Origin of the sequence: Aeromonas sp. R1-1 (assembly GCF_040908495.1) — a bacterium.
In the GTDB taxonomy this organism is placed as follows: Bacteria; Pseudomonadota; Gammaproteobacteria; order Enterobacterales; family Aeromonadaceae; genus Aeromonas; species Aeromonas veronii.
Map to the genome: position 1 here is coordinate 1 of NZ_JBFODV010000103.1, position 25,610 is coordinate 25,610.

The 25,610-nt window shown below is 59.1% G+C and carries 29 protein-coding genes; 18 read left to right on the top strand and 11 right to left on the bottom strand.

Annotated elements, in window-relative coordinates:
- Together AB5Y92_RS05910 and AB5Y92_RS05915 are read left to right on the top strand one after the other, a co-directional pair.
- A partial coding sequence (locus AB5Y92_RS05910) for a substrate binding domain-containing protein (RefSeq protein ID WP_368225943.1) occupies window positions 1-763 on the top strand: 763 nt, incomplete at its 5' end.
- Window positions 764-945: 182 nt separating this feature from the next.
- On the top strand, window positions 946-2,142 hold the full coding sequence (locus tag AB5Y92_RS05915; RefSeq protein WP_005348874.1) for a NupC/NupG family nucleoside CNT transporter: 1,197 nt from the start codon (window positions 946-948) through the stop codon (window positions 2,140-2,142).
- Window positions 2,143-2,243: 101 nt separating this feature from the next.
- On the opposite strand, the gene AB5Y92_RS05920 is transcribed toward AB5Y92_RS05915, so the two are convergent.
- The 5 genes from AB5Y92_RS05920 to AB5Y92_RS05940 all read right to left on the bottom strand — a co-directional run bounded on the left by AB5Y92_RS05920 (window position 2,244) and on the right by AB5Y92_RS05940 (window position 5,240).
- Window positions 2,244-2,663, bottom strand: coding sequence for a DUF4426 domain-containing protein (locus AB5Y92_RS05920; protein ID WP_005340339.1), 420 nt, complete (start codon window positions 2,661-2,663; stop codon window positions 2,244-2,246).
- Between the two features lie 43 nt (window positions 2,664-2,706).
- Entirely contained in the window at window positions 2,707-3,009 is a 303-nt protein-coding gene (gene yggU, locus AB5Y92_RS05925; protein WP_021230942.1) for a DUF167 family protein YggU, read from the bottom strand.
- The gene (locus AB5Y92_RS05930; protein ID WP_005340343.1) at window positions 3,009-3,560 is read right to left on the bottom strand and encodes a YggT family protein; all 552 of its coding nucleotides are present in this window, start codon (window positions 3,558-3,560) and stop codon (window positions 3,009-3,011) included. The genes yggU and AB5Y92_RS05930 overlap by 1 nt, the downstream gene beginning before the upstream one ends.
- An 11-nt stretch (window positions 3,561-3,571) precedes the next feature.
- Window positions 3,572-4,396, bottom strand: a complete 825-nt coding sequence (gene proC, locus AB5Y92_RS05935) for a pyrroline-5-carboxylate reductase (protein WP_368225945.1) — start codon at window positions 4,394-4,396, stop codon at window positions 3,572-3,574.
- Between the two features lie 142 nt (window positions 4,397-4,538).
- A complete protein-coding gene (locus AB5Y92_RS05940; RefSeq protein WP_042053317.1) occupies window positions 4,539-5,240 on the bottom strand; it encodes a YggS family pyridoxal phosphate-dependent enzyme in 702 nt (233 codons plus the stop codon).
- Window positions 5,241-5,279: 39 nt separating this feature from the next.
- Between AB5Y92_RS05940 and tapT the strand changes: the two genes are divergently transcribed.
- The 4 genes from tapT to AB5Y92_RS05960 all read left to right on the top strand — a co-directional run bounded on the left by tapT (window position 5,280) and on the right by AB5Y92_RS05960 (window position 8,893).
- The gene (gene tapT / locus AB5Y92_RS05945; protein ID WP_005340354.1) at window positions 5,280-6,314 is read left to right on the top strand and encodes a type IVa pilus ATPase TapT; all 1,035 of its coding nucleotides are present in this window, start codon (window positions 5,280-5,282) and stop codon (window positions 6,312-6,314) included.
- Between the two features lie 28 nt (window positions 6,315-6,342).
- Window positions 6,343-7,452, top strand: a complete 1,110-nt coding sequence (gene tapU / locus AB5Y92_RS05950; protein WP_005340356.1) for a type IVa pilus ATPase TapU — start codon at window positions 6,343-6,345, stop codon at window positions 7,450-7,452.
- 47 nt (window positions 7,453-7,499) lie between these two features.
- Window positions 7,500-8,273, top strand: coding sequence for a peroxide stress protein YaaA (yaaA, locus tag AB5Y92_RS05955; RefSeq protein WP_368225948.1), 774 nt, complete (start codon window positions 7,500-7,502; stop codon window positions 8,271-8,273).
- 194 nt (window positions 8,274-8,467) lie between these two features.
- Window positions 8,468-8,893 carry a hypothetical protein gene (locus AB5Y92_RS05960; protein ID WP_005340360.1) on the top strand — a complete coding sequence of 142 codons (426 nt, stop codon included), beginning with the start codon at window positions 8,468-8,470 and terminating at the stop codon, window positions 8,891-8,893.
- Between the two features lie 359 nt (window positions 8,894-9,252).
- Here the strand turns inward: AB5Y92_RS05960 and AB5Y92_RS05965 are convergent, their stop codons facing one another.
- Both AB5Y92_RS05965 and arfB read right to left on the bottom strand, forming a co-directional pair.
- A complete protein-coding gene (locus tag AB5Y92_RS05965; protein ID WP_338453876.1) occupies window positions 9,253-9,744 on the bottom strand; it encodes a methylated-DNA--[protein]-cysteine S-methyltransferase in 492 nt (163 codons plus the stop codon).
- 32 nt (window positions 9,745-9,776) lie between these two features.
- On the bottom strand, window positions 9,777-10,193 hold the full coding sequence (arfB, locus tag AB5Y92_RS05970) for an alternative ribosome rescue aminoacyl-tRNA hydrolase ArfB (protein WP_021230947.1): 417 nt from the start codon (window positions 10,191-10,193) through the stop codon (window positions 9,777-9,779).
- 201 nt (window positions 10,194-10,394) lie between these two features.
- Between arfB and glnK the strand changes: the two genes are divergently transcribed.
- The 5 genes from glnK (at window position 10,395) to AB5Y92_RS05995 (ending at window position 15,790) form a co-directional block, all read left to right on the top strand.
- Complete coding sequence (gene glnK, locus AB5Y92_RS05975) at window positions 10,395-10,733, top strand: P-II family nitrogen regulator (RefSeq protein ID WP_005341406.1); 339 nt, start codon at window positions 10,395-10,397, stop codon at window positions 10,731-10,733.
- 258 nt (window positions 10,734-10,991) lie between these two features.
- Window positions 10,992-11,999 (top strand): Fe(3+) ABC transporter substrate-binding protein, encoded by a 1,008-nt coding sequence (locus AB5Y92_RS05980; protein WP_368225990.1) that lies wholly within the window; start codon window positions 10,992-10,994, stop codon window positions 11,997-11,999.
- Window positions 12,000-12,038: 39 nt separating this feature from the next.
- Window positions 12,039-13,664, top strand: coding sequence for an ABC transporter permease (locus AB5Y92_RS05985; protein ID WP_368225950.1), 1,626 nt, complete (start codon window positions 12,039-12,041; stop codon window positions 13,662-13,664).
- 82 nt (window positions 13,665-13,746) lie between these two features.
- Window positions 13,747-14,781, top strand: coding sequence for an ABC transporter ATP-binding protein (locus AB5Y92_RS05990; protein ID WP_368225952.1), 1,035 nt, complete (start codon window positions 13,747-13,749; stop codon window positions 14,779-14,781).
- A 103-nt stretch (window positions 14,782-14,884) separates the two neighbouring features.
- Entirely contained in the window at window positions 14,885-15,790 is a 906-nt protein-coding gene (locus AB5Y92_RS05995; protein WP_005340377.1) for a Dyp-type peroxidase, read from the top strand.
- A 90-nt stretch (window positions 15,791-15,880) separates the two neighbouring features.
- On the opposite strand, the gene argR is transcribed toward AB5Y92_RS05995, so the two are convergent.
- Window positions 15,881-16,351, bottom strand: a complete 471-nt coding sequence (gene argR, locus AB5Y92_RS06000) for a transcriptional regulator ArgR (protein WP_005340378.1) — start codon at window positions 16,349-16,351, stop codon at window positions 15,881-15,883.
- Window positions 16,352-16,552: 201 nt separating this feature from the next.
- On the opposite strand from argR, the gene AB5Y92_RS06005 reads away from it, so the two are divergent.
- The 6 genes from AB5Y92_RS06005 (at window position 16,553) to AB5Y92_RS06030 (ending at window position 21,509) form a co-directional block, all read left to right on the top strand.
- The gene (locus tag AB5Y92_RS06005) at window positions 16,553-17,293 is read left to right on the top strand and encodes an ATP-binding cassette domain-containing protein (RefSeq protein WP_204382206.1); all 741 of its coding nucleotides are present in this window, start codon (window positions 16,553-16,555) and stop codon (window positions 17,291-17,293) included.
- 24 nt (window positions 17,294-17,317) lie between these two features.
- On the top strand, window positions 17,318-18,055 hold the full coding sequence (locus AB5Y92_RS06010) for a transporter substrate-binding domain-containing protein (RefSeq protein ID WP_019445594.1): 738 nt from the start codon (window positions 17,318-17,320) through the stop codon (window positions 18,053-18,055).
- 3 nt (window positions 18,056-18,058) lie between these two features.
- Window positions 18,059-18,709: an arginine ABC transporter permease ArtQ gene (gene artQ / locus AB5Y92_RS06015; protein ID WP_043826111.1), complete on the top strand. Its 651-nt coding sequence runs from the start codon at window positions 18,059-18,061 to the stop codon at window positions 18,707-18,709.
- A 3-nt stretch (window positions 18,710-18,712) separates the two neighbouring features.
- Window positions 18,713-19,375, top strand: a complete 663-nt coding sequence (artM, locus tag AB5Y92_RS06020) for an arginine ABC transporter permease ArtM (RefSeq protein WP_005348902.1) — start codon at window positions 18,713-18,715, stop codon at window positions 19,373-19,375.
- Window positions 19,376-19,596: 221 nt separating this feature from the next.
- Complete coding sequence (gene mdh, locus AB5Y92_RS06025) at window positions 19,597-20,532, top strand: malate dehydrogenase (protein WP_069554449.1); 936 nt, start codon at window positions 19,597-19,599, stop codon at window positions 20,530-20,532.
- Window positions 20,533-20,924: 392 nt separating this feature from the next.
- Window positions 20,925-21,509, top strand: a complete 585-nt coding sequence (locus AB5Y92_RS06030; protein WP_368225993.1) for a tetratricopeptide repeat protein — start codon at window positions 20,925-20,927, stop codon at window positions 21,507-21,509.
- A gap of 100 nt (window positions 21,510-21,609) precedes the next feature.
- On the opposite strand, the gene hmpA is transcribed toward AB5Y92_RS06030, so the two are convergent.
- A complete protein-coding gene (gene hmpA / locus AB5Y92_RS06035) occupies window positions 21,610-22,803 on the bottom strand; it encodes an NO-inducible flavohemoprotein (RefSeq protein WP_368225954.1) in 1,194 nt (397 codons plus the stop codon).
- Between the two features lie 111 nt (window positions 22,804-22,914).
- Here hmpA and AB5Y92_RS06040 point away from each other — a divergent pair, with 111 nt between their 5' ends.
- Window positions 22,915-23,385 carry an Rrf2 family transcriptional regulator gene (locus AB5Y92_RS06040; protein WP_005340388.1) on the top strand — a complete coding sequence of 157 codons (471 nt, stop codon included), beginning with the start codon at window positions 22,915-22,917 and terminating at the stop codon, window positions 23,383-23,385.
- Between the two features lie 40 nt (window positions 23,386-23,425).
- Here the strand turns inward: AB5Y92_RS06040 and AB5Y92_RS06045 are convergent, their stop codons facing one another.
- Together AB5Y92_RS06045 and ccsA are read right to left on the bottom strand one after the other, a co-directional pair.
- Window positions 23,426-24,706: an HlyC/CorC family transporter gene (locus AB5Y92_RS06045; protein WP_245131944.1), complete on the bottom strand. Its 1,281-nt coding sequence runs from the start codon at window positions 24,704-24,706 to the stop codon at window positions 23,426-23,428.
- Between the two features lie 42 nt (window positions 24,707-24,748).
- Window positions 24,749-25,537, bottom strand: a complete 789-nt coding sequence (gene ccsA / locus AB5Y92_RS06050; RefSeq protein ID WP_005340390.1) for an inner membrane protein YpjD — start codon at window positions 25,535-25,537, stop codon at window positions 24,749-24,751.
- Between the last annotated feature and the right edge of the window lie 73 nt (window positions 25,538-25,610).

Consider the following 25,610-nt stretch of genomic DNA (forward strand, 5'->3'; position numbering starts at 1 on the left):
GTATGCCCGTCACTGTCATGCGCTGGTGGCGGTGGCGCAGGAGGCGGACTCCATGATCGCCGAGCGGCGCGGCAAGGTGAGCGGGGTGCTCCATCTCGGGGTGGGCCAATCATTTGGTCGTCTGCACGTGATTCCTCATCTCAAGGCGTTTCAGGATCGCTATCCCGAGCTGGAGCTGGAGGTCTCGCTGTTCGACCACAGAACCAATCTGGTGGATGAGGGGCTGGATCTCTGGCTCACCACCTATGAGGACAAGCCGGAAGGGCTGGTGGGACAGCGGCTGGCCGACATCGGCTTCGTGGTGGCGGCTTCGCCGGATTACCTGCTGAGCCACGGTACGCCGCTTCATCCCAAGGATCTGGCCCAGCACAACTGCATCACTTACCAGAGTCGGGAGCGGCGCTATCACCAGTGGTCGTTTCGCCAGGGCAAGGAGCGCCAGACGGTGCAGGTGGCGGGCAACTATCGGGTGGATATGGCGGAGGCGGTGCGGGATGCTGCACTGGCCGGGCTCGGCATCGCCTATATCGCCAACTACTTGCTGGACAAGGAGTTACAGAGCGGCAAGCTGATCCCGGTGTTGCCAGGGTGGCGACCGAACCAGCAGATGGCGGTACACGCCGTTTATGCCCGTCGCGAACATCTGGATCCCAAGATCCGTCTCTTCATCGATTTCCTCAAGGCCCGCTTTGGCCCCGAACCCTATTGGGAGCAGCGACTGGCCCCCTGGCTCGGGGGTAAATTGTCCGGCGGTGAGGAATGATTGTTTCCATATAAGAACTCTCGATTTCTCCTGATACTAAAATCGAACCAAATCAGCCAGTTGGCGCAACCGATATCGTGCAAACGTTTTTTCTAACAGGGTTGTAACCAAGCGGACTTGCAGTGACGGGGTGAGAGGCGCAGAATCCGCGCCCATCTTTTGCCCCACCTGATGGAGTCCCTATGATTGCCCTGCTCGGCATCCTGAGTATCCTGGCGCTTGCCGTCATCTGCTCTGATAATCGTCGTCGTATCCCGTTGCGAACAGTTGGCCTTGCCCTCTGCCTGCAAATCATGTTTGCCGGTCTGGTGCTCTGGTTGCCTGCTGGTCAGCATGTGCTGAACGGGGTCAGCGAGAGCGTAAGCAGCGTGATCGGTTATGGTCAGGAGGGGATCGCCTTCCTGTTCGGTGATCTGGCCAAGTTCAAGTTGGGCTTCATCTTTGCCTTCAACGTGTTGCCGGTCATCATCTTCTTCTCTGCGGTGATCGCCATCCTCTACCACATCGGTATCATGCCGCGGGTAATCGCCCTGCTGGGTGGTGGCTTGCAGAAGCTGCTGGGTACCGGCCGTGCCGAGAGCCTCTCCGCGACCGCCAACATCTTCGTCGGCATGGTGGAAGCGCCGCTGGTGGTCAAACCCTACCTCTCCAAGATGTCCGATTCCCAGTTCTTCGCTGTGATGAGCTGTGGTCTCGCCTCCGTCGCCGGTGGCACCCTGGTGGGTTATGCCAGCCTAGGGGTTGAGCTGAAATACCTGATCGCGGCAGCCTTCATGTCGGCCCCTGCCGGTCTGGCGATGGCCAAGATCCTGGTGCCGCCGGGAGCTGAAGAGGTCGATCACCATCAGGATGTAGAGATCCCCCGCGCCACCAACGTGATTGAGGCGGCGGCCGATGGTGCCATGTCCGGCCTCAATATCGCGGTGGCAGTCGGTGCGACCCTGCTGGCCTTCGTTGGGGTGATCGCCATGCTCAATGGTCTGCTGGGTTGGGCTGGCGGTCTGGTGGGGCTGGATCTGAGCTTCCAGATCATTCTGGGCTGGCTGTTTGCCCCCGTCTCCTGGCTGATCGGGGTACCCTGGGATCAGGCGCAAGCCGCTGGCGCCCTGATCGGCACCAAGATCGTGGTCAACGAGTTTGTCGCCTTTATCGGTCTGGTGCAGGATCAGACCCTGAGCGAGTCGAGCAAGGCCATCGTGACCTTCGCCCTGTGCGGCTTTGCCAATATCTCCTCCATGGCGATCCTGATCGGCGGTCTGGGCTCCATGGTGCCGGAGCGCAAATCCTTCATCGCCCGTTACGGCATGCGCGCCATTCTCTCCGGCGTGCTGGCGAACCTGATGAGCGCCTGTCTGGCCGGTCTGTTCCTCGCCCTGTAACAGTCGCGGTACGGAATAGATGTAACAAGGGCGCCCTCATGGCGCCCTTGTCATATGGATAAAATGAAGCCCCGACCTTGATCGGGGCTTTTTGTTGGTGCTCAGTCTACGTAGAAGGTCTGCTGGAAGCTGAGGTTCTGTTGCTGCCCACCGCCCATGATCTTCAGGGTGAACTGATAGGTGTCTTCGTTGCGGTAGGGGAGGGTCGCCAGATAGTAGATGGCATCCCCCTCTTTTACCTCCTGAAAGTTCAGGGTGCGGATGGTGCCGGTCAGGTTCTTGGCCTCACCGGTGATCCCCACGGCTTGCGCCACTTTCTGCTTGTCCTGTACCGCGATATTGATGATGGCGTTGTAGCGGCTGCGCTCCAGTCCATACGCCTTGGCGACTTCTGGTGTAAGGAAGCTGGAGTTGAAGGCGTTGTAGTGCACCAACCAGGGCCCCAGCTCCTTCATCTGTTCTGCCTTGAGCGGCAGGGTCATCAGCAGTGCCAGCAGGCCACTCATCCAGGCTGTTTTCATCTGTCATCCCTCTCATATCTACGGTTGGCGCAGGCCGATTCATTCAGCCTTGCGTGTCATTCAGCAGCGCACTCACTTCTTGCGGCAACTGTTTGGGGCTGTCGATGGCGACGGTTTTGTGCCGCCCCAGTTCGCCCCGCACTATGGTTACCTGGCCCTTGGCCACCTTGAACTGCTTGGCCAGAAACTTGATCAGATGGCTGTTGGCCTGGCCATCAACCGGCGGCGCCGTGATGGCCACTTTCAGCTCTTCACCATGCAATCCGATGATCTGATCCCGACTCGCCTTGGGCTGGATCACCAGATGTAGTACCAGTTCATCCCCTTGTTGCAGGACGGCTGGCATCAAATCATCCACCACAGCTGGCCGAACAGGTCACCCAGCAGGTAGTTGATGGCTTGCAGGCCGATAAAGGCGACCAGCACCGAGAGATCCAGCCCGCCCAGTGCCGGCAGTACGCGGCGGATAGGGGCGAGGAATGGTTCGGTCAGCTGATGCATCACGTATTCGATGGGGTTGCGGCCCTGGCTGACCCAGCTCAGGATGGCGCGGATCAGCAGTACCCAGAAGATCATCGAGCCCGCTTTCTTCAGCACGGTCAGCGCGGCAAACAGGCTGATGCTGAGCCAGTCCGCCAGCAGCACGTTCATGCTCTTGAGCAGGGCCAGCTTGAGGAAGGCGACAGCCAGCGCCAGCACCACGGAGGCGAGATCGATGCCGCCAAAGCCAGGGATAACGCGGCGCAGCGGGATCACCAGCGGATTGGTCAGCTTGACCACCATCTGGCTCATCGGGTTGTAGAAGTCGGCACGGGCCCACTGCAGCCAGACGCGCAGCAGGATCACCATCAGGTAGAGATCGAAAACGGTGTTAATCAGAAAGTAAGCAGTGTTCATCTGGGCTCCTGTTAGAAGAGGGTTTCCATTTCGGTGGCGCGAGCAACGGCCGCCTGCATGGCTTGCGCAGTCAGCGGCATCAGCCCCTGCTGCTGGAATGTCTTGATGGCTTCGGCTGTGGTGCCGCCCTTGCTGGTCACCTGCTCACGCAGGGTCTGCAGCGCTAGCTCCGGGTTTTGCTCCACCATGGCGGCTGCGCCCAGCGCGGTCTGCTGCACCAGCAGGCGTGCCTGATCGGGCGAGAAACCCATCGCCTCCGCCTCTTCGGCGATCGCCTGCATAAAGAGGAAGAAGTAGGCCGGAGCACTGCCCGCCGCGGCGATGACGCCGTTGATGCCGGACTCCTGCTCCACCCAGAGGGTCTTGCCGACCGCCTGCATCATCTGCTCGGCAAAGTCGCGATCCGCGGCGGCAATATGTTCGGGTGCATAGAGACCGGTCATGCCCAGACCCAGCAGGGCAGGGGTATTGGGCATGGTGCGGATGATGCGGTCGTGGCCACCGGCCATCTCGCCAAGGCGCGCCACCTTGATACCGGCCGCGATGGAGATGAGCAGCTTGCCTTCAAGGGAGCCCAGCTCTTCAACCAGTGCTGCCAGCATGCCGGCCATCAGCTGCGGTTTGACCGCCAGCACGATCACCTCGGCGCCTCGGGCCGCCTCGGCATTACTCTGGGTGATGCGAATGCCATGTTCGCTCGCCAGCGCCTCCAGCTTGGGTAGACTGGGGTTGGCAGCAGTGATCTGCCCGGCGGGATAACCCGCCTTGACCAGTCCGGCGATGATGCTGCGGCTCATGTTGCCCGCGCCGATAAAGGCCAGCGTTCTATGCTGCATCAGATGCTCCTGTAGCACATGGGGTCGCGGCGGGGTGGGTGCTGCCTGCACCACCAGACGCCAGAATTCGGTGTTCCATCAAACGCTCCTGTTGATGAAGTCGCGGCAAGAGGCGGACGTATGGGTTATCCGCGGGCCTTGCCTATGAGTAGTCACGGGCGCCGAAGATGGCGGTGCCGACCCGCACCATGGTGCTGCCGTGGGCTATCGCCAGTTCAAGATCCTCGGTCATGCCCATCGAGAGGGTATCCACCGTGGGGTATTGTCGCGCAAGCTCGGTGAACAGAGTCTGCATGCGGGTCATTTGGGCGGCCAGTACGCTCTCGTCACTGGTGTGCTCGGGAATGGCCATCAGTCCCCGCAGCACCAGTCGCTCACTTTGAGAGACCTGCTCGGCAAGGCGGAAAATCTCTTGTTCCGACGTTCCGGATTTACTGCTCTCTCCGCTAATATTGATTTGCAGACAAACATTTAGCGGTGCCATTGTAGTTGGGCGCTGGTTGTTGAGGCGGTCGATCAGCTTGTCCCGATCCACGCTCTGCACCCAGTCAAACCGTTCGGCGACCAGTTTGGATTTGTTCGATTGCAAAGGGCCGATAAAGTGCCACTCTATGTCGCTATATTCCGGCTGCTGGCGCAAGGTATCGATCTTGGCCGCTGCTTCCTGAGCGTAGGATTCGCCAAAGCAGCGCTGACCTGCGGCATGGGCGGCCATGATGGCCTCGACAGGCTTGGTCTTGCTCACGGCCAGCAGGCGGATCTGCTGTAGGTTGCGGCTCGCCCGTTCGACGGCCTGGGCAATACGTTCCTTTACCTGAAACAGGTGCTGGGCAATCTGGTTCATATTTCGTTAGTGATCTTGTGATGGGAGAATGACAAGTCTATGGATATCACAGAGTTATTGGCTTTCAGTGTAAAGCATAAAGCCTCGGATCTACACCTCTCGGCCGGGGTTCCCCCGATGATCAGGGTTGATGGTGAGGTTCGCAAGATCAATTTGCCCGCCCTGGAACACCGGGAAGTGCATGCCCTTATTTACGACATCATGAACGACCATCAGCGCAAGGAGCTAGAGGAGAACTTCGAGGTCGACTTCTCGTTCGAGGTACCCAATCTGGCCCGTTTCCGGGTCAACGCCTTCCAGCAGGCACGCGGCTCGGGCGCGGTATTTCGTACCATCCCCAGCACGGTGCTGAGCCTCGAGGATCTCGATGCGCCGGAGATCTTCCGCAAGATCGCCGAGTTCCCGCGGGGTCTGGTGTTGGTGACCGGCCCGACCGGCTCGGGTAAGTCGACCACTTTGGCGGCCATGGTCAACTACATCAACGAGAACTTCCATCACCATATCCTCACCATCGAAGACCCCATCGAATTCGTCCACGAGAACAAGCGCTGTCTGGTGAACCAGCGGGAAGTGCACCGCGATACCAAGAGCTTCAGCAATGCTCTGCGCTCGGCACTGCGGGAAGACCCGGACATCATTCTGGTGGGCGAGATGCGCGACCTTGAGACCATTCGTCTGGCCATGACCGCCGCCGAAACCGGCCACCTGGTGTTTGGCACCCTGCACACCTCGTCGGCGGCCAAGACCATCGACCGTATCATCGACGTCTTCCCAGGCGCGGAGAAGGACATGGTGCGCTCCATGCTCTCCGAATCCCTGCGAGCGGTCATCTCCCAGACCCTGCTCAAGCGCATTGGCGGCGGCCGGGTGGCGGCCCACGAGATCATGATGGGCATTCCGGCGGTGCGTAACCTCATCCGGGAGGACAAGATTGCCCAGCTCTACTCGGTGATCCAGACCGGGATGACCCACGGCATGCAGACCATGGATCAGAGTCTCAAGCAGCTGGTGAGTCGCGGCGTAGTGGCATCCCTCGATGCTAAGGCCAAGGCCGTTGATCCCAACAGCATTTAAGCGACTCGCACCCAGGGAGGGATAGATGATGAATCTGGATGATCTGCTGAGCGAGCTGGTCGAGCGAAAGGGATCGGATCTGTTTGTGACGGTGGGCTCGCCGCCCACCCTCAAGGTGAATGGCCATCTTGTGTCGCTGGGGGGGGAGGCGCTCGACAAGAAGGGGGCGCTGACGCTGGTCAGGGATACCCTCAGCAGCGATCACTTCGAGCGCTATATCCGCACCAAGGAGGCCAACTACGCGATCTATCGCGAAGCGCTTGGTCGTTTTCGGGTCAGCGCCTTCTGGCAGCAGGAGCTGCCCGGCATGGTGGTGCGGCGTATCGAGACCCGCATTCCTACCTTTGAAGATCTGCAGCTACCCAAGATCCTGCAAGAGGTGGCGATGGCCAAGCGGGGGCTGGTGCTGTTTGTCGGCGCCACCGGGGCGGGCAAATCGACTACCCAGGCGGCGATGATCGGCTATCGCAACCAGCATGCCGATGGCCACATTCTGACGGTGGAAGATCCGGTGGAGTTCGTCCATCAGCATGGTCGTAGTCTGGTGACCCAGCGAGAGGTGGGGATCGACACCGAGTCGTTCGATGTGGCGCTAAAAAGCTCACTGCGTCAGGCGCCGGACGTGATCCTGATCGGCGAAATCCGAAGTCAGGAGACCATGGAGTTTGCCCTGCAGTTCGCCGAGACAGGCCACCTTTGTCTCGCCACTTTGCATGCCAACAATGCCAACCAAGCGCTGGATCGCATCCTCCATCTGGTGCCGCAAGACAAACACCGCCAGTTCCTGTTCGATCTCTCTTTCAACCTCAAGGCTATCGTCGCCCAGCAGCTGGTGCCGAGTATGGATGGCAAGCGGCGCTGCGCTGCGTTCGAGATCCTGCTCAATACCCCGCTCATCACCGACATTATCCGCAAGGGAGAGATGCATCGCCTCAAGGAGGTGATGACCAAATCCACCGAGCTGGGTATGCAGACCTTCGATCAGGCGCTTTTCAGCCTGTTCTGCGCCGGCCAGATTGGCTACAGTGAGGCCCTCGCCCACGCCGACTCGGCCAACGACCTGCGACTGCTGATCAAGCTCTCCGGTCGCGAACGGCTCGGCACCGGTACGCTGGACAATGTGACGCTGGATGAATGAATCATGGGGCCGCTCTGCCGTTCGGCCCCTCGCCATAAAGGAACGTTATGCTGATTGTGGTTTCCCCGGCCAAGACGCTGGATTACGAGTCACCGCTGGTGACACCCCGTTTCACCCAACCCGAGCTGCTGGATCACTCCGCCGAACTGATTAGCCGTGCCCGCCAGCTGAGCCCTGACCAGATCGCCACTCTGATGAAGATCAGCGACAAGCTGGCCGGTCTCAATGCCGCCCGTTTTGCCGAGTGGCAGCCAGATTTCACCCCCGCCAACGCCCGTCAGGCGCTGCTGGCCTTCAAGGGGGATGTCTACACCGGTTTGGCGGTAGAGGATTTCAGCGAGGCCGATTTTGACTTCGCTCAGGCACACCTGCGGATGCTCTCAGGCCTCTACGGCGTGCTTCGCCCCCTCGACCTGATGATGCCCTATCGACTGGAGATGGGGACCAAGCTCGACAATGCTCGCGGTAAGGATCTCTACCAGTTCTGGGGGGAGGTGATCACTCACCACCTCAACGACGCGCTGGCAGCGCAGGGGGATGAAGTGCTGATCAATCTGGCCTCCGACGAGTATTTCAAGTCGGTACGACCCAAGAGCCTGAAAGGGCGGATTGTCACGCCGGTGTTCAAGGATGAGAAGAACGGCCAGTTCAAGATCATCAGCTTCTACGCCAAGAAGGCGCGCGGCATGATGGCTCGCCATATCATCAAGCACCGTCTGACCGAGGTGGAGCAGCTGACCGGTTTCAACGCCGAGGGCTACTACTTTGTGCCGGAAGAGTCGGACGCCAATACCCTGATGTTTAAACGCGCCGAAAATTAATTACAAAAAGAGGGAACCAATCTTTCGACCCGCGGGTCTGAATATGTGAATCCTCTGTTGTAAGCACTTTTTATTCGCCGACGTTTGATACGTCGGCTTTTTTATTGCCGTTTTTATTGTCCATCGATTGCCTTCGCCGGGACTATGTGGTTCAGATAGACTCAAGACAGGGAGCGAGTCGTCGTGAGGTGAATATGGAACAGAAAAATGCCATTCGGCAGGTTGCCGTACCTTGGGCTCCGTCCCGCCAGCTACCGCCCGGTCTGGTTGTGGCCGAGCTGCATCAGGATCTCTGGAGCGACTCTCTGACCATCATGCTGGGGCGGGCACGCAGCATCGATCTGCCCCCGCAAATCCTCTGCCGGGTCTATTTTCGCCATATCTACGCCCTGCGGGTCATCGAAGATTGCGATCTGGCCGAGGGGAAGGATAGTCATGCCATCGAAGAGCAGATCCAGCTCATCACTCCATCCCGTTTTGCCAGCTGGTTCCATCAGGAGTCGGACGGCCTGCATCTGGATGAAGATCTGCAGCACTATCGCATCTCGACCTGGGATTATTGCGCCGATGTGCTGACCTCCTCGGCGCCGGAATTGCAGTTCCTGCCTCAGAGCGAGTAGCCAGCTGTTACGTCAGAGGCGAAGGATGATCCTTCGCCTCTGGGTTTTTGGGCGGGTGCAGATTTTGTGGCGCTCAGGCCACTCAAGCCGGGTGGTGGCCTGTTGTGTTGCACAAAAAAAGCGCCTCAGAGGAGGCGCGGGGAAAAAGACAGATTGGAAGCGTCACATGGGTGCTACTTGAATCAGCGAATGAGCCGTGCCATTCAAGTATGGAGCCATCATGCCAAGCTCAATCTGAAGTAGTTCTGAGGCGATTCTTCATTTTCTGTTCATCTTGTCAGCAAAGCGTGGTCACTGACTGAAAGCCTTTTCATTTTGGCCACGATATTGTCCCGTCCCTCTCCGAGGCGCTCATCGTCTCATGGGGCCAGTTCGAATGCTGTGCCTACCTGTTCCAGTGCCAGCAACCAGCGCTTGATGGGAATGCCGCCAGCATAGCCGGTCAGCTCGCCGCTGCGTCCGATCACCCGATGGCAGGGCACTATGATGCTCAGCGGATTGCGGCCATTGGCAGCGCCTACCGCCCGCACCGCCTTGGGATTGCCGATAGCCCGGGCAATCTCGAGATAGCTCACGGTCTCGCCATAGGGGATATCACACAAAGCGTTCCACACCGTTTGCTGGAACGGGGTGCCCTTCGCTGCCATGGGCAGATCGAACTGCTGTAATTTTCCGGCAAAATAGGCGGTGAACTGCTCGACGAAAGGAGCAAGAGCCAGGTCATCACGCTGCCACTCATCGGTCGGAGTTACCGGCTGCTCCCCCCGCACGAACTCCACATAGCGCAGACCATCCTGATTGATGGCAATGAGCAGGGGGCCGCGGGCGCTGTCGCAAAAACTGTATCTCATCGGCTGGCATCCTTTGGGGGCTGGGGGTTGGCTCAGTCCAGAACCGGTTTGCCGCGGGCGGACTTGATATCCCCCTTGCGCTTCTTGGCATCGACCCGTTTGCGCTGGGAGCTGCGGGTCGGCTTGGTGGCATGGCGAGCTTTGGGGCGCCAGGCTGCTTTCTTCAGCAACTCCACTAGACGGCTCATCGCCTCCTTGCGGTTCATGTCCTGGCTGCGATGGCTCTCGACCCGGATCAGGATAAAGCCATCGTGTACCCGGCTGTCGCTCAGCTTGTCGAGACCCTCCTTGTAGAGGGGCGTCAGGCTGGGAGAGTTGCGGTAATCGAAGCGCAACCAGACGGCGGAGTCGGTCTTGTTGACGTGCTGTCCACCGTTGCCCTGTGCCCGCATGGTCTGAAATTGCAGCTCATGCCAGGGAATCGTGACGCTGTTGGAGATAACTAACATGCTGTTTTGCTCTTGTTTGGTGCATACCCGCTGACCGCTGCAGCATGGTGCCTCATTATGGGGCGTGCTGGCCAGTTATGGGGATGTGCCTGGCGAATGGCGCCGAGATTAAACTCTATCTATATGAAATAAAACAATAAAAATACTTGGCATAAGAATTGAAACCCGATTCATGACACACCATGGATTGGGAGCAACCAGATGAAGCTGATTAGTGCGATTATCAAACCGTTCAAGTTGGACGATGTCCGCGAGGCTATTGCCAACCTGGGGGTGGAAGGGCTGACCGTGTCCGAGGTCAAGGGATTTGGCCGCCAGAAGGGACACACCGAATTATACCGGGGAGCCGAGTATCAGGTCGACTTCCTGCCCAAGGTGAAGCTGGAGATTGCCACCGCTGATGATAACGTGGAAGGGGTGATCGAGGCGATCTGCAAGGCGGCCTATACCGGCAAGATCGGCGACGGCAAGATTTTTGTCTACGACTTGCTGCAAGCGGTGCGCATCCGCACCGGCGAGAGTGACGACGAGGCGCTGTGATGAACCGCATCCGTGACGTACAGATCTGTTGACCTCCCGATCTCGGGGAATCCCGATGTCGTGAGCGCTTATTGAAGCCTGATCAACATAACGTTTTGCTCAGAAGAGGTCGAATGGGATTCCATCCGGCCCTTTTCATTTATGGGCGATTAAATATGTGATGTGGCGACGGCGAGCTTTCTTGATCCGCTTATAAGATGTATGCAGAATGCAAACGGAAATCGTTATCACTCTGTATAGCTAATCAAGGAATGGATGATGAAAATGAAGATGTTGGCACTGGCTTTCTCTGCGTTGGCAGCTCAGTCGGCATTGGCGGCCGGGGAAGTGAATGTCTACTCCAACCGGCAGGATGAGCTGATCAAGCCCATCATCCAGCAGTTCGAGAAGGAATCTGGCATCAAGGTGAACGTGGTGTTCGCCAAAGAGGGGTTGAACGAGCGTCTGGAGCGGGAAGGCAAACTCTCTCCGGCCGACCTGATGCTGACCGTCGATATCAGCCGTCTGACCGATCTGGTGGACAAGGGGCTGGTGCAGCCGGTAGACAGCAAGATCCTGCAGGAGAACATCCCCGCCATCTATCGTGATCCGGAGAATCGCTGGTTCGCGCTGACTACCCGGGTTCGCGCCATCTACTCCAGCAAGGATCGCCTCGGCAAGCTCGATACCATCAGCTACGAAGATCTGGCCAAACCGGAATTCAAAGGGAAAATCTGCACCCGCAGCGGCAAGCATGAGTACAATGTGGCGCTGGTCTCCTCGATGATCGTCCATCACGGCATGGCTGAGACCAAAACCTGGTTGGAAGGGGTCAAGGCCAACCTGGCGCGCAAGCCGCAGGGTAACGACCGGGATCAGGTCAAGGCGATCAAGGATGGTATCTGTGACGTGTCACTCGGCAACAGCTACTATCTGGGCGCCATGTTGAAAGATCCTGCGCAGAAGTCCTGGGCGGATGCGGTCTATATCAACTTCCCGAACCAGGCTGACCGCGGTGCACACGTCAACGTGAGTGGCGTGGCCATGACCAAGTATGCCAAGAACAAGGCCGAGGCCCAGAAGCTGATGGAGTTTCTGGCTGGCGACACCGCCCAGCACATGTATGCGGACGTGAACGCCGAATATCCGGTCAAGGCCGGAGTCGAGCCTTCCGCCATGGTCAAGTCCTGGGGCAGTTTCAAGTCTGACGCACTACCGGTCAGCGATTACGCCAAGCACCGCAAGGACGCCTTGCAGTTGCTGGATGAAGTGAAGTTCGACTTGTAATCAGATGGGGCCAACGGCCCCATCAACATCTGTGGTCTCATGAAAAATTTTGGATGGATGACCGGCAGCTGGGCTACCGCCCTGCTGCTGGGTTTACCGGTTATAGCCCTGCTTTTCTCTGCCTTCTCGGCTGAGGGGGCGCTGTTTCGCCACCTCGCCGATACCGTGCTGCTCAATTATTTGGGCAATACCCTGGGGCTGGTGGTCGGCGTGGTGCTGCTCAGCCTGCTGTTTGGCGTACCCACCGCCTGGCTGGTGGCCATGTGTCAGGTACCGGGGCGCCGTGCCCTGCAGTGGGCTTTGATGCTGCCAATGGCCATGCCCTCCTATATCGTCGCCTACGTCTATACCGACCTGCTCGACTATTCGGGCCCCCTACAGGCCGGGTTGCGAGCACTCTTTGGCTGGAACAGTCCAGCCGATTACTGGTTTCCGGCCATTCGCTCCCTTGGCGGCGCCGCCTGGGTGCTGGCGCTGGTGCTGTTCCCCTATGTCTATCTGCTGACCCGCGCCTCTTTTCTCGAGCAGTCAGTCAGCCTGATCCATTCCAGCCGCCTGCTCGGTTGTACCCCGTGGCAGAGCTTTCGTCGTCTCAGTCTGCCGCTAGCGCGCCCCGCCATCATGGTGGCGGTATCGCTGGTGGCCATGGAGACGCTGGCCGATTTCGCCACCGTCCACTTCTTTGCCATCAACACCCTGACCACGGCGGTCTACGACACCTGGCTCGGCTACGGTAGTCTGGCCACCGCGGCCAAACTCTCCTGCCTGATGCTGCTGGCTGTGGTGCTGCTGATCGCGCTGGAGCGCCGCTCGCGCAGTCGGCAGCAGGTGTTCCAGAAGTCCATGGGCCATGAGCAGCCGCTGCGCTATCCGCTCAAGGGGATGAGTCGCGCTCTGGCCGGTCTCTGGTGCTGGGGGCTGGTGCTGGCCGGTTTCGGCCTGCCGTTTGTCATCCTGCTCGATTACGGGGTGCGCTACTTCGAGTTGTCGTGGACACCGGAGTTCGTTCGTTTTGCCGGTAACAGTTTGCTCATCTCGGCGTTGACCGCCCTGCTGGCGATGGGCATCGCCCTGCTGCTCGGCTTCTTCCGCCGTCTCGATGGCGGGATAAAGAGTCTGCTGCCGCTGCGCATCGCCGCCATGGGCTACGCCATGCCGGGTACCGTGCTGGCCATCGGGGTGCTGGTGCCGCTCACCGCCCTCGACTTTGCCATCAACGATCTGGCCGAGTGGCTCGGGCGTCAGGGGCCGGGCTTGCTGCTGACCGGCACCATTACCGCCATCGTGTTCGGCTATTTGGTGCGCTTCGTGGCCATCGCCATCGGCTCGGTGGAGAGCAGCATGGGCAAGATCTCCCCCAGCCTCGACATGGCGGCCCGCTCCCTGGGGCAGGGGGATGGCGGCATGCTGCGGCGGGTCCATCTGCCGCTGGTGCGCCGTGGCCTGTTTGCCGGTGCCATGCTGGTATTCATCGAATCCATGAAGGAGCTGCCCGCCGCCCTGCTGCTGCGGCCGTTCAACTTCGATACTCTGGCGACCCACGTCTACCAGTTTGTCTCGGACGAGATGCTGGAGCGCGGCGCGCTGGGGGCCATCGTCATTGTGCTGGTGGGGCTGTTGCCGCTGATCTGGGTCAACCGCACTCTGGACAGTCCGGGCCACTGAGTCGCCGCGTCGGTCAATGAAATTGCATGCGGTGTGCTGAACCGAAAGGCAGCGCGTCGCCAGAAACGAGAGGAAGTCAGCCTTGTCCTGTTTGCAGGTTGAAAATGTCAGCTGCCGTTACAACGGCCGCAATGTGCTGGAGCAGCTCTCCCTGACGGTGGCAGACAACGAGATCGTCTGCCTGCTGGGGGCCAGTGGCTGCGGCAAAACCACGCTGCTCAAGGCCATCGCCGGGCTGCTGCCGCTGGCCGATGGCTCGATTCGCCTCGGCGATACCCTGCTCGACGGCCCCGGTGCCAGCGTGCCGCCCGAGGCGCGCAACATTGGCATGATCTTTCAGGATTACGCCCTCTTCCCCCACCTGACGGTGGCCGACAATGTTGGCTTTGGCCTGACCAAACTCGATCGCCGTGCCCGCCAGCAGCAGGTGGACGAGGCGCTGGCGCTGGTCAATCTGCAGGGGCTGGGGGATCGTTATCCGCACCAGCTCTCCGGCGGCCAGCAGCAGCGGGTGGCTATCGCCCGGGCGCTGGTGTGCAAGCCGCGGCTGATGCTGTTGGATGAACCCTTCTCCAACATCGATAGCCAGGTGCGGATGAAGCTGATCCTCGAGATCCGCACCCTGCTCAAGCAGCAGGGGATTGGCGCCATCTTCGTCAGCCATAGCAAGGAGGAGGCGTTCGCCTTTGCCGATCGGCTGGCGCTGTTTCGCGCCGGTCACATCGAGCAGGTGGGCCAGCCGGAGCAGCTCTATCGCCGCCCGCAAAATCGCTTCGTGGCGGAGTTTCTCGGCGGGGTCAACTATCTGGCTGCCGAGGTGGTGGACAGCCACTGCGTGCAGACGGCGCTCGGGGTCATCTGTGGCAGCGAGCCTCATGGCCGCGCGGTGGGCGAGCCGTTGCAGCTGATGCTCAGACCCCAGCAGTTGTTGCTGGAGAGCGCCGCAGATGGGGAGCTCAAGGTGGTGGAGCAGCAGTTCCTCGGCCACCACTGCCGGGTGCTGTTCGAGTGTGGCGATCTGCAGCTGGAGGCGAGCATTGGCGAGCCCCTTGATGGGATGCGGGCACGGATCAAGGTCGCTCCCCATGGATTGGTGTTGTTTGACCCTTTGCCCTGAACGCGTGATATCGTCGTGAAATCAAAGAACTGGATCCACTCTGGTTTATAATCGCGCAACGCAAATAGCCCGTAACGCTAACGCCTATTCAGGGGAGAGATATATGAAAGCCCAAGCCGGGATCTGCGCAGAGCCGAATCTGCACGCCCTCTATCTGATGTTCAATCGCACCGGCGACGCCGCCGAACTGGTCGGCCGTCTGGCCAAACTGCCCGCCCTGTGGCAGGCTGTGGCCGCCGATTTCCCCGATGCCGGGTTCAGCGGTCTGGTTGCCGTTGGCGCCGATGCCTGGGATGGTCTCTACCCTGCCGCCCGTCCGCCCCAGTTCCGCAGCTTTATGGCGCAATCCGCCAACGGTCAGGAAGCCCCCAACACCCCGTTTGATCTCTTTATTCAGCTGCGCGCCGATCGGGTGGATGTGCTGCACCACGCCGGTCACCGTGTGATGGCGCTGCTGGCCGGACTGGTCGAGCTGGCCGAAGAGGTGCGCGGTTTCCGCAATCTGGATTTCCGTGACCTGACCGGTTTCGTTGACGGCACCGAGAACCCGCAGGATGAACACCGTGCCGAAGTGGCGCTGGTGGCCGATGGCGAGTTTGCCGGTGGCTCCTACATTCATGTCCAGCGCTGGGTACACGCCATGAGCGACTGGGAGAAGCTGGCGCAAAAAGAGCAGGAAGACATTATCGGTCGCACCAAGCCCGACAACATCGAGTATGAATCTGCCGCCAAGCCGCTGACCGCCCACATCAAGCGGGTCAATCTCAAGACGCCGAAAGGGGAGTCCATGGAGATCCTGCGCCAGAGCATGCCCTGGGGCACCATGACCGAGCAGGGGCTCTACTTCATCTCCTGCTGCCGCACTCCGCAGCACTTCAACGCCATGCTGGCCAGCATGTACAAGGGGGAGGGTAGCCACTTCGACCACCTGCTGCGCTTCACCAAGGCAGTTACCGGCGCGGCTTTCTTCGCCCCATCGGAGGGTTTTCTGATGGCGCAGGGCAAATAAGCCCGCCTGACGAAGCTACCGAAAACAAAAATCCCGGCCTTGGCTGGGATTTTTCGTTCTGGCGTGACCGCTATGACGCGGTAGCGGCCATTACGGCGTCTGTTCGAACAACTCGAGGGCGGAGAGGTAGAGCTCTTCGATATCGGTGTCGCTGGTCGGGGTGATGAAGATGGTGTCATCACCGGCGATGGTACCGAGGATCCCCTCTGCCTTGCCGAGGGAGTCGAGCAGGCGGGCGATCAGCTGGGCTGCGCCCGGGCTGGTGTGGATCACCACCAGTGCGCCGTTGTGATCGACGTCCAGCACCAGATTCTTGAGCGGGCTGGAGGTGGTGGGCACGCCCAGTTCCACTGGCAGGCAGTAGACCATCTCCATCTTGGCATTGCGAGTGCGAACGGCGCCGAAGCGGCTCAGCATGCGCGATACCTTGGACTGGTTGATGTTCTCAAAGCCCAGCTCTTGCAGGGCGGTGACGATTTCTGCCTGGGAGCCAAAGCGCTCTTCTTTCAGCAAGGCTTTAAAGGCCTTGGCCAGTTTTTCTTGCTTGTCGTTGTGTTTCATCTTGGTCTCACGAATGAGGAGGTGTGGCGGCCTGTGCGATACAGGCGGCAGATACGAACAGCGAGGCCATTTTGCATTCATATGCCGTTTTTTGCAAGGAAGCGGCGCTTGTTCTGCATATTGATTCAAAAATGGCTTGCATCAACCTTTATTAGGGATAGAATCGGGATGAAATTTTGAAAACTTATTCAATTGGGCTGTATGGGTATTGAATTAATAAGCATCGAGAAGTCCTGGCACAAGGTGCCGGTTCTGCAACAGGTCAGCTTTCGGACGTCTCCCGGTGAAACCTTGGTGTTGCTGGGCCCGAGCGGTGCTGGCAAGAGTTCCCTGCTACGGATGATGAACCTGCTGGATACCCCAGATGCGGGTGTTCTGCGGATTGGTGAAAGTGAATTTTCTTTCCCGAACTCCCTCTCTGCTGCCGAATTCAACCGCCAGTCCCAACTGCTGCGTCGCAAGGTGGGCATGGTGTTCCAGCAGTACAATCTCTGGCCACATCTCACTGTGATGGAGAATCTGATTGAAGCGCCGGTCAAGGTGCTCGGCATGAGCAAGGAGGCCGCCATCGAGAAGGGGGCCTACCTGCTGGCCCAGCTGCAACTGGCCGACAAGCGCGATGCCTGGCCGGCACGTCTCTCCGGCGGTCAGCAGCAGCGGGTGGCCATTGCCCGTACCCTGATGATGGACCCGGAAGTGTTGCTGTTTGACGAGCCGACTGCTGCCCTCGATCCCGAGATCACCAAGGAGGTGGCTGAGATCATCCGCAACCTGAGCCAGACCGGCATTACCCAGGTGGTGGTGACCCACGAGGTCGACTTTGCCCGCAAGGTGGCCAGCCAGGTGATTTATCTGGAGAAGGGGCGGATCATCGAATCCGGCACCGCCGCCATTTTCCAATCCCCGCAAACCAGCCGGTTTGCCGAATTCTTGATGCATTGATATTGAATCGATAAGGAAGCTGTCATGAAAAAGAGTCTGTTGTTGGTTGCTGCCATGGGCCTGTTGAGTACCTCCGTCATGGCCAAAGAGATCAAGTTCGCCACCGAGGCCACCTACGCACCGTTCGAATACCTGGATGACAAGAACGAGTTTCAGGGTTTTGACATCGATCTGGCGCGCGCCATCTGCGAGCAGGCCAAGCTGGAGTGCAGCTTCCATAACCAGGCCTTTGACAGCCTGATCCCCAGCCTTAAATTCCGTCGCTATGATGCAGCCATCGCCGCCATGGACGTGACCCCGGAGCGCTCCGCTCAGGTCGATTTCTCTGACATCTATTACGAGAACTCGGCAGTATTCGTCGCCAAGAAAGGGGCCTTCAAGGGGCCGGAAGAGATGGTCGACAAGACAGTCGGTGTGCAGAATGGTACCTCTCACCAGTCCTATCTGGTGGATAACTGGGTGAGCAAGGGCCTGCTGACCGTGCCGTACGCCAGCTACCAGAGCGCCTTCCTCGACATGATGAATGGCCGTACCGACGGTGTCTTTGCCGATACCGCCGTTGCTGCCGACTGGCTGAAGCAGCACAAGGAGTATGCGGTGGTGGGTGCGCCGGTGACCGATGCCAAGTACTTCGGTACCGGCTTTGGCATTGCGGTCGCCAAGGGCAATCAGGAGCTGCTGACCCAGCTGAACAAGGGGCTGGCCGAGATCAAGGCCAACGGCACCTATCAGAAAATCTTCGACAAATACTTCGCGCAGTAAGCCATGTTGAGCCTGTTGTTGGATGCAGCCTGGATGACCCTCGGGCTGGCCTTGGCATCACTGGTCGGGGGCATGGTATTGGCACTGGCGTTCAGCGCCGCCGAGCTCAGCAAGCAGCGTGCATTGGTGTGGCCGGTGGCCACCCTGACCACGCTGATCCGTGGCCTGCCCGAGTTGCTGGTGGTGCTGTTCATCTACTTCGGCTCGACCCAGGTGCTGTTCCTCATCACCGGTGAGTATGTGGAGTTCAGTCCGTTCGCCTGTGGCGTGCTGGCACTCTCCCTGCTGTTCGCCAGCTATGCGACCCAGACCCTGCGGGCGGCGCTCAATGCGGTGCCTTCAGGTCAACGGCTGGCGGCGCTGGCGCTGGGGTTGAGCAAGAGCCACATCTTCTTTCGCATCGTGTTGCCGCAGGCGTGGCGTCACGCCCTGCCGGGCCTCGGCAACCAGTGGTTGGTATTGCTGAAAGATACCGCGCTGGTGTCGCTTATCGGGGTGAACGAGATGATGCGTCAGGCGCAGATGGCCTCGGCCAGTACCTATGAGCCTTTCACCTGGTATGCCGCCGCGGCCCTCATCTATCTGGCCATCAGTCTGGTGAGTGAATATGGCCTCGGGCTGGCTGCCCGCTACACCCGCCGCTACGGAGGCTAACTGATGCAAGAGTATCTCGTTACGTTGCTGGGCGGTCTTGTCACCACGCTGGAGCTGACCCTGTTCAGCCTGCTGCTGGGGATTGTGCTGGCGGCCCTGATGACCTGGGTGCTGGAGCTGCGCCTGCCGGTAGCGACCCAGCTGGTGCAACTGTGGGTGCTGCTCTTTACCGGGACGCCGCTGCTCATTCAGATCTTCCTGATTTACTATGGGCCGGGCCAGTTCGAGTGGCTGAAAGCCAGCCCGCTCTGGCCGTTGCTCAAGCAGCCCTGGTTCTGCGCCGTGCTGGCGCTGGGTCTCAACACCGCGGCCTACTCCACCCGGTTGTTCAAGGGGGCGCTCGATGCTATCCCGGCCGGTGAAGTAGAGGCGTGTCGTGCGCTTGGCTTTAACGGCCGCCAGACCTTGTGGATGAAGGTGCGCCACGCCGCCCGTCATCTGGTGCCTGCCTACTCCAACGAGGTGATCCTGGTGCTCAAGGGGAGCTCCCTCGCCAGTACCATCACCATCATGGACATTATGGGGCTGGCGCAGGGGTTGAACGCCCAGACCTACGATACCCTGGCTGTGTTCGGGGTCGCTGGCGGGCTTTATCTGGCGATGAACGGATTGTTAACAATTGGTTTTCGCTGGTGTGAAAAACGGGCGTTGGCATTCCAATCCTGAGACCTTCAAACCTACCTCTTTATGGTAAGGAGAAGTGTAGAAAAACTGTGCTTATCCTCCAACTTTTTGTATTTCCCTCCAATTTTTGCTCCCGCATGTTTCGTGGCTCACAGAACCCGTGACTGCAACTGTTATCAGATTGTTTTTTATAGGGGGATCCATTAAGGTTGGGCGCACAACAACAAACAACCTTAAACCTACGCTTAAACATGGAGTTGATCATGAAAGTTGCCGTTCTGGGTGCCGCTGGTGGCATCGGTCAAGCCCTCGCTCTGCTGTTGAAAAACCGTCTGCCGGCTGGCTCCGAGCTGAGCCTGTATGACATCGCCCCGGTTACTCCGGGTGTGGCCGTTGACCTCAGTCATATTCCTACCGACGTCGCCATCAAGGGCTTCTGCGGTGAAGATCCGACTCCTGCGCTGGTTGGGGCCGATGTGGTGCTGATCTCCGCCGGTGTGGCACGCAAGCCGGGAATGGATCGCTCCGACCTGTTCAACATCAACGCCGGTATCGTCAAAAATCTGGTCGAAAAGTGCGCGGCCACTTGCCCGAAAGCACTGATCGGCATCATCACCAACCCGGTCAACACCACTGTGGCTATCGCCGCCGAAGTGCTGAAGAAAGCCGGTGTCTATGACAAGCGTCGCCTGTTCGGTGTCACCACCCTGGACGTGATCCGCGCCGAGACCTTCGTGGCCGCTGCCAAAGGGTTGAACATCGACAAAGTACGCGTCAATGTGATCGGTGGTCACAGTGGCGTCACCATCCTGCCGCTGCTCTCCCAGATTGAAGGCGCTTCCTTCACCGCTGAAGAAGTGGCAGCCATGACCAAGCGCATCCAGAATGCCGGTACCGAAGTGGTGGAAGCCAAAGCCGGTGGCGGTTCTGCGACCCTCTCCATGGGTCAGGCGGCTTGCCGTTTCGGTCTCTCCCTCATCAAGGGTCTGCAGGGCGAAGCCAACGTCATCGAGTGCGCCTACGTGGAAGGCAACGGCGAGCACGCCACCTTCTTCGCACAGCCGGTACTGCTGGGCAAGAATGGCGTCGAAACCGTACTGGATTACGGCAAGCTGAGCGCCTTCGAGCAGGAAGCGATGGAAGGCATGCTGGCTACCCTGAAAGCCGATATCCAGCTGGGTGTCGATTTCGTCAAGTAAGCGGGTCAACCGTGCCAACAAGGGAGCTTCGGCTCCCTTTTGTATTGATGAGAGCCACCCGGCAGGCTAAGGGGATGGGGCTTGGTGCCGATAACAGAGTGCAGCAGGAGATCCTTATGATGAAACCCCTTACCCTTCTCGTTCTTGTCGGTGCATTCACCGCGCCCCTCTATGGTGCCGAGGCGGTATCGGCTGCCGTATCGAGCGATGCGCCTGCAGCAAGTGCATCGGCACCGACCGCAAGCAGTGCTGCGGTGGCAACGGCCCCTGTCTCTGCTACGTCTGCGCCCTCTGAGGCCGTCCCCGTCTTGCTTCCGGCCGAGCCAGTCACGCCTGTTGCCAGCAGTGGCGAGGGGGCCGCACCGCTGCCAAAACCGGCTGAACCTGCTGCTGTGGTGGCGCCTCCCGTGCCACTGGCCGCTGGCGAGTTGCAGGCGGTGCCGCTCTATCGTCAGGACGAGCTGCTCAACTGGATTGAGCAGGGGCGCCACCTCACTCAGGTGAAGCAGGATCGCTGTCAGCTGACTCAGGATATCGAAGCACGTGCCTCGGTGATGAAGATCCCGGCCTATCAATTCCTCTGGGGGGATATGCTGGCGTGGGGTGTCTGCACCAAGTCCAATGCCGAGCTTGGCGTGCAATATATGTGGGAGGCGGCCAATCAGGGGTTGGCACCGGCGCTGGAGCAGCTGGGTCGCTACTACTGGAAAGGAACCCTGGTGCAGAAGGATCTGGTGCGAGCCGAGACCCTGATGCGCGAGGCAGCCAGCCTCGGTTTTCTGCGGGCTCGCATCGAGTGGGTCGAGATGCTGTTGCAGGGGATGGGCAGTCCGCTCGATTATGAAGACGCCTATCGTTGGCTCCATGGCGCTGTCATCGGTGACAAGGCGCTGCACCAGAAGGCGGCGAGTCTGCTCAGCCGTCTTGGCAACAGGATGCCGGCCAACGTGGTGGCCCGCGCCAAGGCGATGCACTGATCCAAAAAAAATGACCCACAGATCTGCACCTGTGGGTCCGGTTCCAGCCGCCGTGCCATGACAGGCCGGAACCTCCCTCTGTTATATGGCTGCCCGCGCCTTAGAGATCTTGATGGGGGCCAAAAACTTCGTAATGGAGCTGCCCCGCTGGCACCCCAGCCGCCAGCAGCTGCCGCTTGATCTCTTGCATGAAGCCGACAGGGCCACAGAAGTAGTAGTGGGCCTGCGGCGTGATGCGCTCCTTCACGGCAGTCAGATCCATGGTGCCGGCCAAGTCGTAATCTTGACCTTGTACGTCACAGGCCTCCGGCTCCCGATACCAGATCCGGCTCAGCAAGTTGGAATGCTGGCGGGATTTTTGCTGAATATCCTCCCGAAAGGCGTGTACAGCGCCCTGTTCGCAGGCGTGCAGCCAGGTGACATCAGCCTGATGGCCGTTCGCCAGCAGCTGGTTGAGCATGCTCATCATCGGTGTCACGCCGACACCGGCTGAGAGCAGTACCACCGGGGTCTGGCTGTCGGCTTTCAGGTAGAAATCGCCGGTAGGGGGCATCACCTCGATCTTGTCACCCGCCTGCATGTGATCGTGCAGCAGGTTGGAGACCTGACCCTGCGGCTCACGCTTGACGCTGATGCGGTAATCCTGCCCGTTGGGGGCATCGGAGAGGGAGTACTGGCGGATTTCCTGATATTCCAGCTCGGGGTGAACCAGCTTGATGCTGAGGTATTGGCCCGGTTTGAAGGTCAGTACCGGCTTGCCATCTTCCGGCGTCAGCAGGAAGGAGGTGATGAGGTCGCTCTCGGCTCGCTTCTCCTGGATGATGAAGGTGCGGGTACCTTGCCAGCCGCCATCCTGATTGGCCTTCTCCTGATAGATCTCTCGCTCGCGACCGATGAAGATGTCGGCCAGCACGCCATACGCCTTGCCCCAAGCCTCCAGCACCTCGTCGGTGACCGCACTTCCGCCCAATTCTTTGAGCGTGGCCAAGAGATGACTACCTACAATGTGATATTGTTCCGGCTGGATCAGGAATCCGGTATGTTTGTGCGCAATCCGCTCGACCGCACCGGCGAGCGCTCCCAGATTGTCGATATTCTGTGCATACGCGGCGACTGCATTGAACAGGGCCAGCGGCTGGCCGCCACTGCGTTGGTGGGCCAGGTTGAAGATATCTTTCAGCTCCGGGTTATGGCTGAACATCCGCTGGTAGAAGTGCTGGGTGAGGGCAGGACCTGCCGATTCGAGCAGCGGAATGGTGCTTTTGATGACGGCAACGGTGGTTTGATCTAGCATAGGGGCCTCGTTCTAATTGAACATATAAAATGCCATTTAATAAGTGGCATCCTAGATGTTTATTTGATTTGAATCAATACTCCACTTTTCGCATCGCGCTAATCAGGTTTTATGAGACTAACCAGTTATACAGATTTTGGATTGAGAGCCCTGCTCTATCTTGCCACCCTGCCGGAAGGGGAGTTGTCGAGCGTTGCCAAGGTATCGGCCCTGTATGGCGTTTCCCGCAACCACATGGTGAAGGTGGTCAATCAGTTGGTGAAGCTGGGCTATCTGCAATCCCAGCGTGGCAAGAATGGCGGTATTCGCATGGCTTGCGATCCCGCCACCATCAATATCGGGCAGGTGATCAGGGCGCTGGAAGGCAATCTGGACGGCATTGACTGCGGCTCGCCCGCTTGCCACATCGTCTCTGTCTGTTTGCTCAAGAGTGCGCTGAAAGAGGCGATGGATGCGTTTCTGGCGGTGATGGACAGCTATACGCTGCAAGACCTGCTGGCCAACCGTGACGAGCTACAGAGGGTGTTTGGCGAGTTGATCCCGACGCTGGTGCTGGAGCCGGATGATGAAGATGAACAGTGACGATGAGCAATAGAAAAGGGCTGCCACTGGCAGCCCTTTTTCAATCTTGCGGATCCGACTCCGCCCGGTACGATGCCGGCATGATCCGCGCCATCTTCACCATGTTGTTCTCCACATCGAGGATCTCGATAGGATAACCGGCCAGCCGGATCCCGATGTTGGGCTGGGGTATCTCCTCCAGATATTCGAGGATCAGACCGTTGAGGGTACGCGGGCCGTCGATGGGCAGGTGCCAGTTCATCTCCTTGTTCAGCTCACGAATATTGGCTGAGCCTTCGACCAGATAAGAACCATCTGACTGGGGATGGATCTCGTCGCTCGGCGCTGGCGTCATGGAGGTGGTGAAGTCGCCCACGATCTCTTCCAGAATGTCGTCCAGAGTGATTAGACCCTGAATATCGCCGTATTCGTCGACGATCAGGCCAATTCGCTCCTTGTTACGCTGGAATTTGGCCAGCTGCACGTTGAGCGGCGTTCCTTCCGGAATGAAGTAGATCTCGTCCACTTCCCGCAACAAACTCGATTTGTTGAACTGGTCCCTGGCTACCAGCCGCAGGGCATCGCGCGCGTGTAAAAATCCGACAACGTCGTCGATATTGTCGCGATAGAGCAGGATCTTGGTGTGAGCGCAGTGGGCCAGCTGGCGCTGGATGCTCTTCCAGTCATCGTTGATGTCGATGGCGTAGATATCGCTGCGTGGCACCATGATGTCCTCGACCAGCATCTTGTCGAGATCCAGAATGCTCAGCAGCATCTCCTGATGACGCTGGGGGATCAGGTTACCCGCCTCATTGACTATGGTGCGCAGCTCCTCGGTGTTGAGGGAGTCATCCTTGCTGGGATTGATCTTCAGCATCTTGAGCAGGCCGCTGGTGATGCCGTTGATCAGCCAGACCAGCGGTGAGAGCGGCCCCATCAGTCCCTTGAGGATCCAGGAGGCGGGATAGGCGATCTTCTCCGGAAACATGGCGGCCAGGGTCTTGGGGGTCACTTCACCGAATACCAGCACCACCAGGGTCAGACCGAAGGTGGCGATGGCGACCCCGAGATCACCAAACAGCCGGATACAGACGATGGTGGCGATGGCGGAGGCGAGGATATTGACCAGATTGTTGCCGATCAGGATCAGCCCCAGCAGGCGATCGGGGCGGGCGAGCAGTTGCTCGACGCGACGTGCGGCTTTGTGTTTGGTCTGTGCCAGATGCCGCAGTTTGTAGCGGTTGATGGACATCAGGCCGGTTTCGGCACTGGAGAAAAAGGCGGAAAGAAGGATCAAGATAACGAGAACAATCAGTAATGTACTCGTTGAGATGCTGTCCAAAAAGGGCTCCTGTTGGATGGTATGGCTAAAAAAGTATAGGTGTCAGCTCAACAGCACTTCTTTGACGAAGCGGCTGCCAAAGTAGGCAAGAGTCAGGATGAAGCTGCCAATCAGACTGAGCGTGATGACTTTGCGGCCGCGCCAGCCATAGGTGTGATGACCCCACAGCAGCAACACGTAAACACACCATGCCAGGATGGAGAGCACTGCCTTGTGAGACTTGCCCTGAGCGAACATATCTTCGAGGAAGAACAGGCCGGAGGCGATGGAGAGTGTAAGTAGCAGCACCCCTGCAGAGATCAACTGAAACAGTCGTTTCTCCACCGTCATCAGTGGCGGCATGGCTGGCAGGTTGCTGATTTTTCGAGATTTAAGCTGCTTGTCCAGACAGGCGAGCTGCAGCGCAAACAGACAGGCGATCATCAATACCGAGTAGGCCATCAGGGCGAGGCCGATGTGCAGCAACAGCTGGGGATGGGCCTCCAGATGGGTTATGTAGCGACCCGGGATCAAGGCGCTGGCAGCCAGCAACAGGGCCGAGAAGCTGTAGACCACCGGCAGCAGGATCCAGCCGTTGAAGCGGCGGGTCACGCAGGTCATGAAGCAACTGATGATGAGGCTGACCAGCGAGGCAACGTTGAGCATGCTCAGGTTCTGGCCGTAACTCTGCAATACCTCTGAACCGAGGGCGCTGGCGTGGGCGATCAGGGCCAATCCGATACAGGCAAACAGGGAGCGCTGTCCCACCGGCTTGGCGCTCAGTAACAGATGCAGGGAGGCGATGATGGCCAGCAGATAAAACGCCAGGGCCAGAACAGAGATTACGATCATAACCAGGTCGTTGTTGCACAAGCTTTTGAGGGTAAGAGAGGCAGTATACCTTGCACGAGAAGTGCTCGCCAGT

Bases quoted from the DNA above. Each gene is read 5' to 3' on its own strand.
- AB5Y92_RS05930 (WP_005340343.1), bottom strand. From the start codon at position 3,560: ATGAACACTGCTTACTTTCTGATTAACACCGTTTTCGATCTCTACCTG.
- AB5Y92_RS06005 (WP_204382206.1), top strand. From the start codon at position 16,553: ATGGGTATTGAATTAATAAGCATCGAGAAGTCCTGGCACAAGGTGCCG.
- artQ (WP_043826111.1), top strand. From the start codon at position 18,059: ATGTTGAGCCTGTTGTTGGATGCAGCCTGGATGACCCTCGGGCTGGCC.
- yggU (WP_021230942.1), bottom strand. From the start codon at position 3,009: ATGCCAGCCGTCCTGCAACAAGGGGATGAACTGGTACTACATCTGGTG.
- glnK (WP_005341406.1), top strand. From the start codon at position 10,395: ATGAAGCTGATTAGTGCGATTATCAAACCGTTCAAGTTGGACGATGTC.
- tapT (WP_005340354.1), top strand. From the start codon at position 5,280: ATGGATATCACAGAGTTATTGGCTTTCAGTGTAAAGCATAAAGCCTCG.
- AB5Y92_RS05940 (WP_042053317.1), bottom strand. From the start codon at position 5,240: ATGAACCAGATTGCCCAGCACCTGTTTCAGGTAAAGGAACGTATTGCC.
- AB5Y92_RS05960 (WP_005340360.1), top strand. From the start codon at position 8,468: ATGGAACAGAAAAATGCCATTCGGCAGGTTGCCGTACCTTGGGCTCCG.
- AB5Y92_RS06040 (WP_005340388.1), top strand. From the start codon at position 22,915: ATGAGACTAACCAGTTATACAGATTTTGGATTGAGAGCCCTGCTCTAT.
- ccsA (WP_005340390.1), bottom strand. From the start codon at position 25,537: ATGATCGTAATCTCTGTTCTGGCCCTGGCGTTTTATCTGCTGGCCATC.
- proC (WP_368225945.1), bottom strand. From the start codon at position 4,396: ATGCAGCATAGAACGCTGGCCTTTATCGGCGCGGGCAACATGAGCCGC.
- AB5Y92_RS05995 (WP_005340377.1), top strand. From the start codon at position 14,885: ATGAAAGCCCAAGCCGGGATCTGCGCAGAGCCGAATCTGCACGCCCTC.
- arfB (WP_021230947.1), bottom strand. From the start codon at position 10,193: ATGTTAGTTATCTCCAACAGCGTCACGATTCCCTGGCATGAGCTGCAA.
- AB5Y92_RS05980 (WP_368225990.1), top strand. From the start codon at position 10,992: ATGAAAATGAAGATGTTGGCACTGGCTTTCTCTGCGTTGGCAGCTCAG.
- yaaA (WP_368225948.1), top strand. From the start codon at position 7,500: ATGCTGATTGTGGTTTCCCCGGCCAAGACGCTGGATTACGAGTCACCG.
- artM (WP_005348902.1), top strand. From the start codon at position 18,713: ATGCAAGAGTATCTCGTTACGTTGCTGGGCGGTCTTGTCACCACGCTG.
- AB5Y92_RS06010 (WP_019445594.1), top strand. From the start codon at position 17,318: ATGAAAAAGAGTCTGTTGTTGGTTGCTGCCATGGGCCTGTTGAGTACC.
- mdh (WP_069554449.1), top strand. From the start codon at position 19,597: ATGAAAGTTGCCGTTCTGGGTGCCGCTGGTGGCATCGGTCAAGCCCTC.
- AB5Y92_RS05920 (WP_005340339.1), bottom strand. From the start codon at position 2,663: ATGAAAACAGCCTGGATGAGTGGCCTGCTGGCACTGCTGATGACCCTG.
- hmpA (WP_368225954.1), bottom strand. From the start codon at position 22,803: ATGCTAGATCAAACCACCGTTGCCGTCATCAAAAGCACCATTCCGCTG.
- tapU (WP_005340356.1), top strand. From the start codon at position 6,343: ATGAATCTGGATGATCTGCTGAGCGAGCTGGTCGAGCGAAAGGGATCG.
- AB5Y92_RS05965 (WP_338453876.1), bottom strand. From the start codon at position 9,744: ATGAGATACAGTTTTTGCGACAGCGCCCGCGGCCCCCTGCTCATTGCC.
- AB5Y92_RS05915 (WP_005348874.1), top strand. From the start codon at position 946: ATGATTGCCCTGCTCGGCATCCTGAGTATCCTGGCGCTTGCCGTCATC.
- AB5Y92_RS05985 (WP_368225950.1), top strand. From the start codon at position 12,039: ATGAAAAATTTTGGATGGATGACCGGCAGCTGGGCTACCGCCCTGCTG.
- argR (WP_005340378.1), bottom strand. From the start codon at position 16,351: ATGAAACACAACGACAAGCAAGAAAAACTGGCCAAGGCCTTTAAAGCC.